Origin of the sequence: Staphylococcus sp. MZ3, from assembly GCF_018622755.1 — a bacterium.
In the GTDB taxonomy this organism is placed as follows: Bacteria; Bacillota; Bacilli; order Staphylococcales; family Staphylococcaceae; genus Staphylococcus; species Staphylococcus aureus.
In genome coordinates this window covers 1933968-1949271 of sequence record NZ_CP076026.1, presented here as the reverse complement: position 1 = coordinate 1949271, position 15304 = coordinate 1933968, and the positions used below count along the sequence as shown (strand labels likewise).

13 protein-coding genes, 8 tRNA genes and 2 pseudogenes are annotated in these 15304 nt (G+C 31.7%); 17 read left to right on the top strand and 6 right to left on the bottom strand.

Annotation, left to right across the window (positions count from 1 at the left end):
- Positions 1-341: 341 nt before the first annotated feature.
- Positions 342-707, bottom strand: a complete 366-nt coding sequence (locus KI230_RS09400; RefSeq protein ID WP_072472489.1) for a YtxH domain-containing protein — start codon at positions 705-707, stop codon at positions 342-344.
- 141 nt (positions 708-848) lie between these two features.
- Complete coding sequence (locus KI230_RS09395; protein ID WP_045176861.1) at positions 849-1271, bottom strand: HIT family protein; 423 nt, start codon at positions 1269-1271, stop codon at positions 849-851.
- Positions 1272-1404: 133 nt separating this feature from the next.
- Between KI230_RS09395 and ecsA the strand changes: the two genes are divergently transcribed.
- Together ecsA and ecsB are read left to right on the top strand one after the other, a co-directional pair.
- A complete protein-coding gene (ecsA, locus tag KI230_RS09390) occupies positions 1405-2145 on the top strand; it encodes an ABC transporter ATP-binding protein EcsA (protein ID WP_000216874.1) in 741 nt (246 codons plus the stop codon).
- A complete protein-coding gene (gene ecsB, locus KI230_RS09385) occupies positions 2138-3361 on the top strand; it encodes an ABC transporter permease EcsB (protein ID WP_001245769.1) in 1224 nt (407 codons plus the stop codon). Before ecsA ends, ecsB begins: the two co-directional genes overlap by 8 nt.
- Before the next feature lie 123 nt (positions 3362-3484).
- Here the strand turns inward: ecsB and traP are convergent, their stop codons facing one another.
- Complete coding sequence (gene traP, locus KI230_RS09380; protein WP_000737976.1) at positions 3485-3988, bottom strand: signal transduction protein TRAP; 504 nt, start codon at positions 3986-3988, stop codon at positions 3485-3487.
- Between the two features lie 162 nt (positions 3989-4150).
- On the opposite strand from traP, the gene KI230_RS09375 reads away from it, so the two are divergent.
- From KI230_RS09375 to KI230_RS09315, 13 genes are all read left to right on the top strand, one after another.
- The gene (locus KI230_RS09375) at positions 4151-4261 is read left to right on the top strand and encodes a hypothetical protein (protein ID WP_001790154.1); all 111 of its coding nucleotides are present in this window, start codon (positions 4151-4153) and stop codon (positions 4259-4261) included.
- Positions 4251-5288 (top strand): uroporphyrinogen decarboxylase, encoded by a 1038-nt coding sequence (gene hemE / locus KI230_RS09370; protein WP_000233526.1) that lies wholly within the window; start codon positions 4251-4253, stop codon positions 5286-5288. The genes KI230_RS09375 and hemE overlap by 11 nt, the downstream gene beginning before the upstream one ends.
- Before the next feature lie 57 nt (positions 5289-5345).
- Positions 5346-6269, top strand: coding sequence for a ferrochelatase (gene hemH, locus KI230_RS09365; protein ID WP_000162881.1), 924 nt, complete (start codon positions 5346-5348; stop codon positions 6267-6269).
- 23 nt (positions 6270-6292) lie between these two features.
- A complete protein-coding gene (gene hemY, locus KI230_RS09360) occupies positions 6293-7693 on the top strand; it encodes a protoporphyrinogen oxidase (protein WP_045176867.1) in 1401 nt (466 codons plus the stop codon).
- Between the two features lie 319 nt (positions 7694-8012).
- Positions 8013-8567 carry an RBBP9/YdeN family alpha/beta hydrolase gene (locus KI230_RS09355; RefSeq protein ID WP_000132890.1) on the top strand — a complete coding sequence of 185 codons (555 nt, stop codon included), beginning with the start codon at positions 8013-8015 and terminating at the stop codon, positions 8565-8567.
- Between the two features lie 471 nt (positions 8568-9038).
- Positions 9039-9112 (top strand) — tRNA-Met (locus KI230_RS09350).
- Positions 9113-9133: 21 nt separating this feature from the next.
- Positions 9134-9209 (top strand) — tRNA-Asp (locus tag KI230_RS09345).
- A gap of 16 nt (positions 9210-9225) precedes the next feature.
- A tRNA-Phe gene (locus KI230_RS09340) sits at positions 9226-9298 on the top strand.
- A gap of 13 nt (positions 9299-9311) precedes the next feature.
- Positions 9312-9387: transfer RNA gene (locus KI230_RS09335), tRNA-His, on the top strand.
- Positions 9388-9402: 15 nt separating this feature from the next.
- Positions 9403-9476 (top strand) — tRNA-Gly (locus tag KI230_RS09330).
- 14 nt (positions 9477-9490) lie between these two features.
- Positions 9491-9565, top strand: a tRNA-Asn gene (locus tag KI230_RS09325).
- A gap of 1 nt (position 9566) precedes the next feature.
- Positions 9567-9638 (top strand) — tRNA-Glu (locus tag KI230_RS09320).
- A 54-nt stretch (positions 9639-9692) separates the two neighbouring features.
- A tRNA-Ser gene (locus KI230_RS09315) sits at positions 9693-9781 on the top strand.
- A gap of 573 nt (positions 9782-10354) precedes the next feature.
- On the opposite strand, the pseudogene KI230_RS09310 reads toward KI230_RS09315, so the two are convergent.
- From KI230_RS09310 to KI230_RS09300, 3 genes and pseudogenes are all read right to left on the bottom strand, one after another.
- Positions 10355-10563: pseudogene (locus tag KI230_RS09310) on the bottom strand (DUF1828 domain-containing protein); the annotation flags it as partial.
- A 460-nt stretch (positions 10564-11023) separates the two neighbouring features.
- Complete coding sequence (locus tag KI230_RS09305) at positions 11024-11812, bottom strand: DUF1829 domain-containing protein (RefSeq protein WP_045176868.1); 789 nt, start codon at positions 11810-11812, stop codon at positions 11024-11026.
- A gap of 36 nt (positions 11813-11848) precedes the next feature.
- Positions 11849-12280: pseudogene (locus tag KI230_RS09300) on the bottom strand (DUF6978 family protein).
- An 896-nt stretch (positions 12281-13176) separates the two neighbouring features.
- Here KI230_RS09300 and lukE point away from each other — a divergent pair.
- Complete coding sequence (lukE, locus tag KI230_RS09295; protein ID WP_000473596.1) at positions 13177-14112, top strand: bi-component leukocidin LukED subunit E; 936 nt, start codon at positions 13177-13179, stop codon at positions 14110-14112.
- A 1-nt stretch (position 14113) separates the two neighbouring features.
- Positions 14114-15097 (top strand): leukocidin/hemolysin toxin family protein, encoded by a 984-nt coding sequence (locus KI230_RS09290; protein ID WP_045176869.1) that lies wholly within the window; start codon positions 14114-14116, stop codon positions 15095-15097.
- Positions 15098-15304: the final 207 nt, after the last annotated feature.

Below are 15304 nucleotides of genomic sequence, written 5' to 3'. Positions count from 1 at the left end.
TGTGCAAGTAAGGTATATGTAATGTGTATATAAGGTTCGGCTCAATGAAAATATAAGTATGTTGATTGTCGATAATGATTTAAGTAAAGCGTAATCAAAGTGCAAGGATAACACAATGAATCCTAAGCAATGTTTTCAATCAATTCATAAATAGGATTTAAGCGAAAACTACTACAAACAATGTCTTCCTATAATTTGTAAACATAAGTTCATTTGAGTTTTAAAAAAGAGATGACAAGAAATATCTAATTTCTAATGTCATCTCGTTTATTTGGCATTTAAATTTAAAAAATAAATATGCTGTTACTAATAAAAATAGTTGTGATCGAGAACGTAACCTGCTACTTAGAAATTTCGTTTCCAATATCCTCGCCACGATTTTGTAAATTTTCGATGTGTGACTGTAAACGTTCAATATTAGGATTGATGTCAGATTTGAAGTTTCCAAGTAATAACTTAATTTCACCACCAATTGAACTACCAAATTCCGCACTTTCGTTTTTAATTTGAACACCATAGTTTAAAATGTCATTAAAACTTTGTTTAATCGTTTCAAATTCACGTTGTAGTTCTGATTTTGAACCAGTAGGGGCAGTACGATCGATTGTGTTGTTCTTGACACTTTTGTCGTCTCGTCCTTGAAGTGCAACTACAAAACCAGCTGCTACACCAACACCGATACCGAATAGAATGCGTGATGCTTTCATTTATATTCTCCTCACTTTTAACATCTGTTATCTTGATAACTCATTTTGTTTAAAATTGCTAACCTTGATGTTATCACTTCAAACGCAATTGTTATAATATTAATCATATTATACCCGTTCGAGCTTAGATTAAGCATACATTTAAAATTGTGCTTGAATTTGTTCAGCAATTTGTTGTTTTGCATCGTTATCTAAAATATCTTCATGTGTTTCCCACTTATAACCAAATCCATCAATATCATTTTCGTATCGAGGAATTAAGTGGAAATGAATATGAAATACAGATTGATCTGCAAACTCACCATTATTTTGAATAATGTTTAAACCATCAGGATTAAATGCACGCTTAATAGCATTTGCTACTTTAGGTAATGCTGCACCGATATGTTTCATTGTTTCTTCATCAGTTTCAAAGATATTAGCAGAAGCTTTTTTAGGAATTAATAACGTATGTCCTTTAGTAACTTGTGATATATCTAAAAAGGCATAGACATTATCGTCTTCATATACTTTAAAGCTAGGAATTTCTCCAGTTAAAATTTTGCCGAAAATTGTTTCTGACATGATGACTACACTCCTTTTCAACTTGTATTACCATTCATTATAACATTGTCGCTAAAAATTCGATATTAGGACATGTGTATTTAATATGAGCATTTTATAATTTTTGGTACAATATAAGTCATGGAGGTGCCTTATGACAGTTAAAGTAGAACAGCTTACAGGTGGATATGGAAAACGCCCTGTAATTAAAGATATAAATTTTGAATTAAACAAAGGCGAAATTGTTGGACTTATTGGCCTTAATGGCGCTGGTAAGAGTACAACGATTAAACATATGCTAGGATTGCTTACACCTATGGAAGGATCTCTATCAATTTCAGATATCAACATTAATGATGACATAGAGGCTTATAGAAGAAAGTTATCTTATATTCCGGAATCTCCGGTTATTTATGAAGAACTCACATTAGAGGAACACATTGAGATGACAGCAATGGCATATGATATTGATCGTGATGAAGCGATGAATCGAGCAATGCCATTATTAAAGACATTCCGTTTAGAAAATGAATTGAAAGTTTTTCCGAGTCATTTTTCTAAGGGGATGAAACAAAAAGTCATGATTATTTGTGCGTTTATCGTTAATCCCGAATTGTATATTATAGACGAACCATTCCTTGGCCTAGATCCATTAGGAATTCAATCCATGTTAGATTTAATGGTTGAAAAGAAAAACGAAGGTAGAACCGTTCTAATGAGTACACATATTTTAGCAACAGCTGAACGTTACTGTGATCGTTTTATCATACTTGACGAAGGTGAAGTCGTTGCATTTGGAGATTTAGAAGCATTGAGACAACAAACTGGCTTACATAATCAAACATTAGACGATATATATATTCATGTGACGCAAGGTGGAGATGTACATGCGTAACCAAGCGACCACATTATTTAATAAAAGATTACATGCCCTTCGTAAAGAGAAAAATTATTATAATAAGTTTATATTTAATGGTCATTTCATGGTCTTTTTACTTATTTTGCTGGGTGCATTTATTTTTGGATATGGTGAATGGTTAAAACATATTCCAACGAATATCAATTTTTCATTAATAGCAGCAGTGATTGTAGCATTGACATCCATTTTTCCAATGCGACCACTCCTAAAAGAAGCGGATAAAATCTTTTTATTACCATTTGAAAAACACATGTCTCAATTTATGCGCCATGCGATTTTATATAGTTACTTTGCGCGCATATTAATCCAACTCATTATTGTTATTGTAATGTTCCCGTTGTTTTACAATATTAATCAACATAATGTGGCATTTTATATTTGTTTTGGAGTCAGTGCATTAATTTTTCCATATGTTGGTTTACGCTTAAGATGGCAATGGTATCAATCGGGACTTAAAACATGGCAAGTTAATTTAATATCATTCATCACCTTTGCTCTAACATATTACTTACTATTAGCTCCAAAATGGTACATCGCATTTGTGATGGTTGCTTTGCCTGTGTTAATAGAATTTTTAGTTAAAAAATATAAACCAGGCTTTTTGTATCCTTGGGAGAAAATGATTGCAATCGAACATCGACATCATATGAATTATTATAAATTTGTTAATATGTTCACCGATGTAAAACATTTGAAAGAATCTGCAGTCAGAAGAAGTTATCTAGATATACTTTTACCAGTTCCAAAGGGTAGTAAATTTAACTCTAATGCGATGTATTTATTCTTATTTATTAGAAGCTTTATAAGAGGGAGAGACGCATTTAATATTATCTTTAGGTTAGTAATTATTGCAGTTTTATTAATGGTTTGGTTATCATATCCATTAGTGACAGCAATTATTGGGTGTTTATTTGTATATATTATATTGTTACAAATGGCACAATTTTATTCACAGCAAGCATATGGCTTATGGCCTCAAGTGTGGCCTGTACCTGAAGAGAAGGTAATCAAAGGGTATGAACAGTTTTTATATAGATTAATGTTTGTTATTTGTACTGTGTTTGCAGTGACATTTATTATAAAACATATGACGTTATTCTATGTTGTACTCATTTTCTATATTGTAGGTTTATTAACGATTAGAAGTATTATTAAAAAGTTAAAATATCAGGAAACATTATTACGAGACTAAAAAACTTCCATTGGCATGTATGTTGTAAAGGTGCATGTAATGTTGAACGCCAAATGATACGGCGTTCAGATTACATTAGCATCTATACGTTAACAGCATAACCAATGGAAGTTTTCTTCGAATCTATTCTTTTATTGGGTATAGATATCTTTCAAAATAACTTGAATGTTGTCCGCTTGAACCAAAGTAATGACTTAATGCGTCTTTTGAAAAATGGTCATTAAAGGCATCAGATTGCTTAAAGTCTTCGTATGCATGTCGATCAGCAAATCCGAAATAAATTTTGTATGTTGTACCTTTAGCAGGTCTTAACAAACGATAGCTTTTAAAGCCACCAAAGTTTCTGAAATTATCGTCTACACTAATCAGTTTCTTTTCAAGTTGATATGCATGATCTTCTGTTGATGGAATGAAGATTGCACAATAGAAATGATGTTCACTGAATTCACCAATTTCTTTAATAACTTCATATATTGAAGGTGATTTTAAAACAGTCTCACCATCAGTTTCTTCAAAAATAACTGAAGTATCTGATGCTGAAAATTGGAATAGTTGATGGGTCGGGTTATTGATTTTTATCTGATGTAAAAATCCATAAGTGCCATAAGATGTATATAGTTTCTTCATATGAAAGGTCCCCCTTATGTTTTTATTTATTATACGATGATAAACTAGTCATTACCACTATTAATAATTGATTAAAATTACTATAATGAATCTTGCGAGATATTTAGAAGTAATGATACAAAATAATGGACTTTAGAATTTAAATTTACAATAAATAGTTCTATGATTAAATGTCAGTTTTATGACATTTATTTATTGAAAATACGAACGAATGAGCGATATGATAATATAGATAAGAATGATTTTAATTTAGGAGGCCTTTATGGTGCATAATAAAAACAATACAATTTTAAAAATGATCAAAGGTGAAGAAACATCACATACACCTGTTTGGTTTATGCGACAAGCTGGCCGTTCGCAACCAGAATATCGAAAATTGAAAGAAAAATATTCACTATTCGATATTACACATCAGCCGGAGTTGTGCGCTTATGTAACACATTTACCAGTTGATAATTATCATACAGATGCAGCAATTTTATACAAAGATATTATGACACCATTAAAGCCAATTGGTGTCGATGTAGAAATCAAATCGGGTATTGGTCCAGTGATTCATAATCCTATCAAAACAATTCAAGATGTTGAGAAACTTTCTCAAATAGACCCCGAACGAGATGTACCATATGTATTAGATACAATTAAACTTTTAACAGAAGAAAAGTTAAATGTGCCGCTAATAGGATTTACTGGGGCACCATTTACATTAGCGTCATATATGATTGAAGGCGGACCATCGAAAAATTACAATTTTACAAAAGCGATGATGTATAGAGATGAAGCAACATGGTTTGCTTTAATGAATCATTTAGTTGATGTATCTGTTAAATATGTAACAGCTCAAGTCGAAGCAGGTGCCGAATTGATTCAAATTTTCGATTCATGGGTAGGTGCATTAAATGTCGAGGATTACAGACGTTACATTAAACCACATATGATTCGATTAATCAGTGAGGTTAAAGAAAAACATGATGTGCCGGTAATTTTATTCGGTGTAGGTGCCAGTCATTTAATCAATGAATGGAATGATTTACCGATTGATGTATTAGGCCTAGATTGGAGAACATCTATTAATCAGGCTCAACAATTAGGCGTTACTAAAACATTACAAGGGAATTTAGATCCATCAATTTTATTAGCACCATGGAATGTCATTGAAGAGAGATTGAAACCAATATTAGATCAAGGTATGGAGAACGGTAAACACATCTTTAATTTAGGACACGGTGTTTTCCCAGAAGTGCAACCAGAGACGTTACGTAAAGTAAGCGAATTCGTACACACATATACACAAAGATAATCATAGTATTACATTGAAGCACATGAAAGATAATTCATTTAAAGGAAGGTATTATCAATGACTAAAAAAATGGGATTATTAGTTATGGCTTATGGCACTCCTTATAAAGAAAGTGACATAGAGCCATATTATACAGATATTAGACATGGTAAACGTCCATCTGAAGAAGAACTTCAAGATTTGAAAGATAGATATGAATTTATAGGTGGTTTATCACCATTAGCAGGTACAACAGATGACCAAGCTGATGCGCTAGTTTCAGCATTAAATAAAGCATATGCAGATGTTGAATTTAAACTATATTTAGGATTAAAACATATTTCGCCATTTATCGAAGATGCGGTTGAACAAATGCACAATGATGGCATTACTGAAGCAATCACTGTAGTACTAGCACCACACTATTCTTCATTTTCAGTAGGATCATATGACAAACGTGCTGATGAAGAAGCTGCAAAATATGGTATTCAACTTACACATGTGAAACATTATTATGAACAACCTAAATTTATTGAATATTGGACGAATAAAGTCAACGAAACATTAGCTCAAATACCGGAAGAGGAACATAAAGACACGGTATTAGTTGTTTCGGCTCATAGTTTGCCAAAAGGTTTAATCGAAAAGAATAATGATCCATATCCACAAGAACTAGAACATACTGCACTTTTAATTAAAGAACAATCTAATATTGAACATATTGCGATTGGTTGGCAATCTGAAGGTAATACAGGTACACCTTGGTTAGGGCCAGATGTACAAGATTTAACACGTGATTTATATGAAAAACATCAGTATAAAAACTTTATATATACGCCAGTAGGTTTTGTATGTGAGCATTTAGAGGTGCTTTATGACAATGATTATGAATGTAAAGTTGTTTGCGATGATATTGGTGCGAATTATTATCGTCCAAAAATGCCGAATACACATCCATTATTTATCGGTGCAATTGTTGATGAAATCAAGTCTATATTTTAATGACGAAAGAAGCGTGAAACGTTGTGACTAAATCAGTGGCTATTATAGGAGCGGGGATAACAGGTTTATCAAGTGCATATTTTTTAAAACAGCAAGATCCTAATATTGATGTAACCATCTTTGAAGCATCGAATCGTCCGGGGGGAAAGATTCAATCGTATCGTAAAGATGGTTATATGATTGAACTAGGGCCTGAATCTTATTTAGGTAGAAAAACGATCATGACAGAATTAGCGAAAGATATTGGATTAGAACAAGATATTGTTACAAATACGACTGGACAATCTTATATTTTTGCGAAAAACAAATTGTATCCTATTCCAGGTGGATCAATTATGGGAATTCCGACAGATATCAAACCGTTTGTGACAACTAAATTAATTTCACCACTTGGAAAGTTAAGAGCAGGGTTAGATTTACTTAAAAAACCTACTCAAATGCAGGATGGTGACATTTCTGTTGGGGCATTTTTCAGAGCAAGATTAGGTAATGAGGTACTTGAGAATTTAATAGAGCCTTTAATGGGTGGTATTTATGGTACCGATATTGATAAATTAAGTTTGATGAGTACGTTTCCTAATTTTAAAGAAAAAGAAGAGGCATTCGGAAGTCTGATAAAAGGTATGAAGGATGAGAAAAATAAGCGTCTGAAACAAAGACAATTATATCCTGGCGCACCAAAAGGACAATTCAAACAATTTAAGCATGGTTTAAGTTCATTTATTGAAGCATTAGAACAAGATGTGAAAAATAAAGGTGTGACAATACGCTACAATACGACAGTGGATGATATTATTACATCTCAAAAGCAATATAAAATTGTTTACAGTAATCAACAAGAAGATGTATTCGATGGGGTATTAGTGACAACACCGCATCAAGTCTTTTTGAATTGGTTCGGACAAGATCCAGCATTTGATTACTTTAAAACGATGGATAGTACGACTGTTGCAACTGTTGTATTGGCATTTGATGAAAAAGACATTGAAAATACCCATGATGGTACTGGCTTCGTGATTGCGAGAACGAGTGATACAGACATTACCGCATGTACTTGGACATCGAAAAAATGGCCATTTACTACACCGGAAGGTAAGGTTTTGATTCGTGCGTATGTAGGTAAACCAGGTGATACTGTGGTTGATGATCATACAGATAATGAATTAGTATCGATTGTACGTAGAGATTTAAGTCAAATGATGACATTTAAAGGTGATCCTGAATTTACAATTGTCAATCGTTTGCCGAAAAGTATGCCACAGTACCATGTTGGTCACATTCAACAAATTAGACAGATTCAAGCACATATTAAACAAACATATCCACGACTTAGAGTAACTGGTGCATCTTTTGAAGCGGTTGGACTACCTGATTGTATTACACAAGGTAAAGTTGCTGCTGAAGAAGTAATCGCAGAGTTGTAAGTTAATTGTTGGATGGTGTTGGTATTGGTGCGACGCCTTTAGATAATGTTTGATGAAATATAGTCATGTTTAAGATATATGATGGTGGAAGTAATGTGTAAATCATGATACTTTCAGCGAGAATTATTTCATGAATCTGTGGCAGAGACAAAGGTTTAGCTATTATTGAATGATATTGAAATGATGACAATGCACTTTAATTAGAAATGTCACTTTGCGATAAAACATTTCTAATTAAGGTGTTTTTATTTTACAATTATAGGTAATCATTCATTTTTTTAAATAGAAAAGAAGTAGTAAGTTGAAAGGAGAGAATGAGATGACAGATGTAATTATTGTACATTCTATGCATGGAAATAGTAGAAATCATTGGTATCAGTGGTTGGAGCATAACTTAACTTTAGAAGGATATGACGTAACATTATTTAATTTTGAATCACCTGAAGCGAAGACAGTGGATCAGTGGATTGAAGCTATGACGAAACAAATTAATGTACGCAAAAAGGATACATATTTTGTAACACATGGTTTAGGTTCAATCACAGCTTTAAAATATATTGAAATGATTGATCAGCCGATTGAAGGCTTTTTCAGTATAGCGGGCTTTAAAGAAGATGCAGAAAATATAGATTTAGATATTGATTTAAGTAATGTAACCATTGATTACGATAATATTAAAAAGAAAGTTGACAATTTTTACGGATTGAGTTCTAAAAATGACAAATACGTTTCTTATAAAGAAACCCAGCGTTTAATGAATGCATTAGAGGGGAACTTGCGAATCGTGGAAGATGGAGGGCACTTCTTAGAAGAGGATGGCTTCGAAACATTTACAGCGTTGCAAGATCGGATGCAAGATTACATGACACGATAGTTAGTGTATGGGTTGTGTTATGTTGTGTCAGTAGGTAGCTGCTGATTTTGAAAAATTGTTGTAATTGAGGCGTCAAGCAATGTCTTAGGGCTACAATGTTATATTGGTAGTCGCTGACTGAAAGAATATGCGGTGTAACAAGCTTTTATAATTTCTTTTTCAGAAGGTATAGGCGTTATAAACTTTATAATTCCTATACCTTTTAAAATGCTTTAACACTATTTATGACAACTATTAGACACTTATATGATAAAAGGGAATAAGAAGCGTTTTTTTACACAAAAAACTTTAAAAATGTCGTTGACGTATACTACAAAAATGAATATACTAATATTTGTGTTCAACAGAGAACATGTTGCTACGATATTTAAGTAATTATTTAAGAGATAACATTTAAATTAAATTCAAAAAGTTCTTGACTTTAGGTTTTTGATTATGGTATATTAATTAGGTAATTCAAAATAATATTAGCGCGGGATGGAGCAGTTCGGTAGCTCGTCGGGCTCATAACCCGAAGGTCGGTGGTTCAAATCCGCCTCCCGCAATACATAGTTTTTAATTTAATAGGTCTCGTAGTGTAGCGGTTAACACGCCTGCCTGTCACGCAGGAGATCGCGGGTTCGATTCCCGTCGAGACCGCCATTATTATTACCATTACGGTTCAGTAGCTCAGTTGGTAGAGCAATGGATTGAAGCTCCATGTGTCGGCAGTTCGACTCTGTCCTGAACCATTCTTAATTCATGGCGGTTGTGGTGAAGTGGTTAACACATCGGATTGTGGTTCCGACATTCGAGGGTTCGATCCCCTTCAGCCGCCCCATAATCGTTTACATTAGCGGGTGTAGTTTAATGGCAAAACCTCAGCCTTCCAAGCTGATGTTGTGGGTTCGATTCCCATCACCCGCTCCATTATTTTCTATTATTCCACAGTAGCTCAGTGGTAGAGCTATCGGCTGTTAACCGATCGGTCGTAGGTTCGAGTCCTACCTGTGGAGCCATGGCTCCTTGGTCAAGCGGTTAAGACACCGCCCTTTCACGGCGGTAACACGGGTTCGAGTCCCGTAGGAGTCATACAAACAGAAGTGAAATATCGCTTCTGTTTTTTTATTACATATTTATTGTTGAGGAAGGTTGTCCGAGCTGGCCGAAGGAGCACGCCTGGAAAGTGTGTAGGCGTCACAAGCGTCTCAAGGGTTCGAATCCCTTACCTTCCGTAAAGGCGCTTAAATTGGTTTTACCCATTTTAAGCGCTATTTTTAATTTAGACTCAAACCCTTGATATATCTGCATTTGAGCTATTATCCTCATTTTTACACTTCTTATTTATTTATATCCATTTAAAATTTTTTAGCCACAATGTGACTAATTTTTGATGATTAATCTTAATTTTAGTCACAAGATTTTGAAGTTTAGTCACAAAACAAATCATTCAGTTTTTTTTCTATAAATTTAGTTTCATTTTCTTCAAATTCTTTAATCAAATGCGAATATGTTTTAAGCGTTGTATGCACATCTGCATGACCTAATCGTTTTGAAATATAATGTTTAGTTGTTACTTAAAGAAAATCAAATATTATATATACGCTTGAAAAAATAAAATAATAATATTATAATATAATCAATCGGCATCTACGTGCGGATTTTAAAGAAAAGCGTAGCATAACCAGGAGTTAGTCGATTTTTAATAAATTCGACTAAATTATTAATAAAGGCTAAAGTAATTAGTTTACTTTAGCCTTTATTGCATTTGTAATTTATAGAACTGCGAACAGGGGACTACTGTTAATTTATGTGATTAATGTTTCAATGATATTTGATTTATTAGACCATTTCAAAATCGCAAGGTTCTCATGTTCTGCTACAGTTTGCGGTCTTTGGAAGATATATCATTTACTATTATTAACATGATATATTCTAATTTGTTTGTGGATGGGCTGTTTGGTTTGATATCGCGGTAAATATAAGCTTCATTAGTTATATTGTTGAAATCTAAGTTGAATTTATTATCATACAGCAATGTGCCAATTAGGGACATTTTTAATTTTGAACTCTACATTTTGTTGAGAGTATCTGGTTATATTTGCAAAATGGTATGAACATTTATCATCACTTATTAAGTTATCTTGATGATTGAATGACCCAGTATTTATTCAGTTCGAGAAGATTGAGAGTGTTAAATCGTATTCGAGTATAATTTCGATTCTAGTCATACCATTTTCATAAAGTTTAGCCATTTGTAACTTAAACTATGAACTAAATGATCTTCTTTCTCTTGTCAAAATAAAATCGCCTATCCACATAGTTTAACAATAATTATTCTCAAATAATTTGTTTAGCTATGTGTAGACGATTCTGCATTATCAATAAGGCTATTCAATTTGCTATCTTAAGCTGTTTCGAAATTTTCAAATTCGTTTCATTTAATATAAACATTGATATTATCACGTCTATAAATATTAAATCAATAAACCTATCTTTTCATCTAATTCGCTATAATCTATTGTACTAATATAGTTTTCATGAAGAAGATTTTTATTATGTTCATTTATTTCTTTTTTTGAGTCATTTAAAATAAAAATAAACTCATTTTGCCTGTGTCTTTTTATTTTTTTTGCTTGCATAGCATCCGTTATTTTCGACTTAATAATCATAGAATTATTAGGGTTAGAAATAGCATTGATAAATTTTTCTTTTTGATTTTTCTTAGCGCTAATAAAAAAGTCGAAATTATGAACAACACCACTGCTTCCTATAATAGGTATATCTCTTCCGTAATAAATGTTATGTTCATCCAATTTGTTTGCAACATCTTCTGTAAATATGTTCTGTGACTTAGGATTAGAAAGTAAGTACATATCATTAACAAATATAAGGCACTGTAATAAATTATGTTTCGATTTATTAAAATTTTTAAAGTTAGTTTGAACAAAAATTTCGTGAGTTTTATCGTTATATTTAATACCGTAAGCTGAAAGGTGCTCTTCAAAAATCTTTTTACGTTTTTTAAATTTATTTATAGAAACACTGTTATTTTCTAAACCAAATATAGTATAGCCGTCATCAGTCAGTGTAATCATGTCTCTGGACTGATCGTATAAAGCGTATATTTTTAAATTATCTAAAGAATTATCTTTAAAAGGAATATCTATTTTTACTGAATTGTTTGATAAATTAGAAAACTCTAAAATCTGATTATACCAATCAAGATATTCTTTTTTTAATTTTTTAGCATCAAACGTAGTCATATTATCCCTCCTTTATTCAAGGTCTTTTATATTATTTTACTCTAAAAACGACATATACACATTATACAAGTTATAGATGTCGGGGAAATCTTTCAAGTTAATTTCATAAGCAAACCTATCCTTTTTATCACACTTATCATTATATATGTGAATATGACTTTTCGGAGCGATTGTTCCATCTGGATTATCGTGAGTACCACCGTTAATATCTATTCTAACTAGGGTGTGATAGGTATCTTTGAAAATGATTGAAATTGAAAACCTATCTTTTTCTATGTTATCCCTTTTTATTGTTAAGAAGTACTTTATTCCTAACTTAAAACTTATTATTTCTTGCCTTTCATTTATTCGACTAGCAACTATTGTTTTTTATTCATTTACATCGATATGAGTTTCTGGATATTTTAATTCATTTATTAATAATTTTACGTGCTCATCGTCAAGACTATTTAAATCAAGTTTAGCCATGTCTGTTCCTCCTTTAACGTTGTATAGGCATTAATTTTTAATACTTTCTTATTTGAAAAAAGCAAAAAAAGATAGGTGAGATGCATACACAACCAAAAGTGTATATCATCAATTTAGTACCTCGCAATATAATTTTATACAATGTATAACAAGATTTAAAGATGCAGCTCATCAACATTTTCATAGGGGATTTTTAAAATTAAGTATTGAAAAACAAAATATTTATATTATAATATAAATAAGTCAACGACCATGCGTGGACAGTAAAACGAAGTACATGCGAATGTAGTAGCCGTTTACTATGAGACTAGGCATTATAATTGAATATCATAGTATAAATTGCCATGAGAGTAGAAGCTTCAGTTTATGAAGACTTCGAAATCATGGTTTTTTATTTTTAGGATAAACTTTTAGTTCATAGTAAATAAGTATATATGTTTTTAATTCGGCTAAATCATAGCATTAAATTTTTTAGATGAAGCAAGCGATATTACGAAATGATATATAGAAGATTTCAGTTATAACAGTATACGAAGTAATCCTCTCCATTTAACGGACAATAGTTAATAATCAGTTAATTTTAAATTCAATTATAGATTATTTGTTATAATACAAACATTATTTTTGAAGATTTGATTAAAGTTCGTTTTGATTTTTATAGCGAAAAGATTGAGTATCGGTAATTTTATCATATTGTTCGAATATAAAGGGAACTATTTAAAGGTAATGAAGGTTGCGCCAAAATGACCGGTTTTCAGCAGCATAAATGAATAAATTGTGTCATTTTTAATATTTTATAGCATTTTATTTTTTAATGAACAGTTAATTTTATAAATAAGTGAAATAATCTAGAATAAATTTGTATTAAAAATTTATATAGAAAGAAAGTGAAACTTATGTTTAAGAAAAAAATGTTAGCTGCAACTTTGTCAGTAGGACTGATTGCACCTTTAGCATCTCCGATTCAAGAATCTAGAGCAAATACTAATATTGAAAATATTGGTGATGGTGCTGAAGTAATCAAACGTACGGAGGATGTAAGTAGTAAGAAATGGGGCGTTACTCAAAATGTCCAATTCGACTTTGTAAAAGATAAAAAATATAACAAAGACGCTTTAATTGTTAAAATGCAAGGTTTTATTAATTCCAGAACTTCATTTTCAGATGTGAAGGGTAGTGGATATGAATTAACTAAACGAATGATTTGGCCATTCCAATATAATATAGGACTGACGACTAAAGATCCAAATGTTAGCTTAATCAATTACCTTCCTAAAAACAAAATAGAAACTACTGATGTTGGTCAAACATTAGGATATAACATTGGAGGTAATTTCCAGTCAGCACCATCTATAGGTGGCAATGGCTCATTTAATTATTCTAAAACAATTAGTTATACCCAAAAGAGTTATGTCAGTGAAGTAGACAAGCAAAACTCAAAATCTGTTAAATGGGGTGTTAAAGCAAACGAATTTGTTACGCCTGATGGTAAAAAATCTGCGCATGATAGATATTTATTCGTACAAAGTCCAAATGGTCCAACAGGTTCAGCAAGAGAATATTTTGCTCCTGATAATCAATTACCACCTTTAGTTCAAAGTGGCTTTAATCCATCATTTATCACTACACTATCACATGAAAAAGGTTCAAGTGATACGAGTGAATTTGAAATTTCATATGGTAGAAACTTAGATATTACATATGCGACTTTATTCCCTAGAACTGGTATTTACGCAGAAAGAAAGCATAATGCATTTGTAAATAGAAACTTTGTAGTTAGATATGAAGTTAATTGGAAAACACACGAAATTAAAGTGAAAGGACATAATTAATATGAAAATGAAAAAATTAGTCAAATCATCAGTTGCTTCATCAATTGCACTGCTTTTGCTATCGAATACAGTTGATGCAGCTCAACATATCACACCTGTAAGCGAGAAAAAAGTAGATGACAAAATCACTTTATACAAAACAACAGCAACATCTGATAATGATAAATTGAATATTTCTCAAATTTTAACGTTTAATTTCATTAAGGATAAAAGTTATGACAAAGATACGTTAGTACTTAAGGCAACCGGAAACATTAATTCAGGTTATAAAAAGCCTAATCCAAAAGATTACAATTACTCACAGTTTTATTGGGGAGGTAAGTATAATGTTTCGGTTAGTTCAGAATCAAATGATGCTGTAAATGTTGTTGACTATGCACCTAAAAATCAAAATGAAGAATTCCAAGTTCAACAAACATTAGGTTATTCTTATGGCGGAGATATTAATATATCTAATGGCTTATCAGGTGGATTAAATGGATCAAAATCATTTTCAGAAACGATAAATTATAAACAAGAAAGTTACAGAACTACGATTGATAGAAAAACAAATCATAAATCAATTGGCTGGGGTGTTGAGGCGCACAAAATTATGAATAATGGTTGGGGACCATATGGTAGAGATAGTTATGACCCAACATATGGTAATGAACTGTTTTTAGGTGGTAGACAAAGTAGTTCAAATGCTGGACAAAATTTCTTGCCAACACATCAAATGCCTTTATTGGCGCGTGGTAACTTTAACCCAGAATTTATAAGCGTACTTTCTCATAAACAAAATGATACAAAAAAATCTAAAATCAAAGTAACTTACCAAAGAGAAATGGATAGATATACTAATCAATGGAATCGATTGCACTGGATTGGTAATAACTACAAAAATCAAAATACAGTAACGTTTACATCTACTTATGAAGTTGACTGGAAAAACCATACTGTTAAATTAATCGGTACGGATTCTAAAGAAACTAATCCTGGAGTATAACTGTTAGGAATAGTTATTGTTAATAACAGAATTTAAAGAACTACCTTAAAAATTTTATTTCAACTTTATATGATAAAGTAGTCACATACTTTTTCTAAAGGCTAAAATTGCGTATATAGAAACACTTAAAAACTTCCAAACAAAAAACTTATTAAAAGATTGAAAGAGAAACCATGTCTTAGTCGGCATGGTTCTCTTATTTTATAG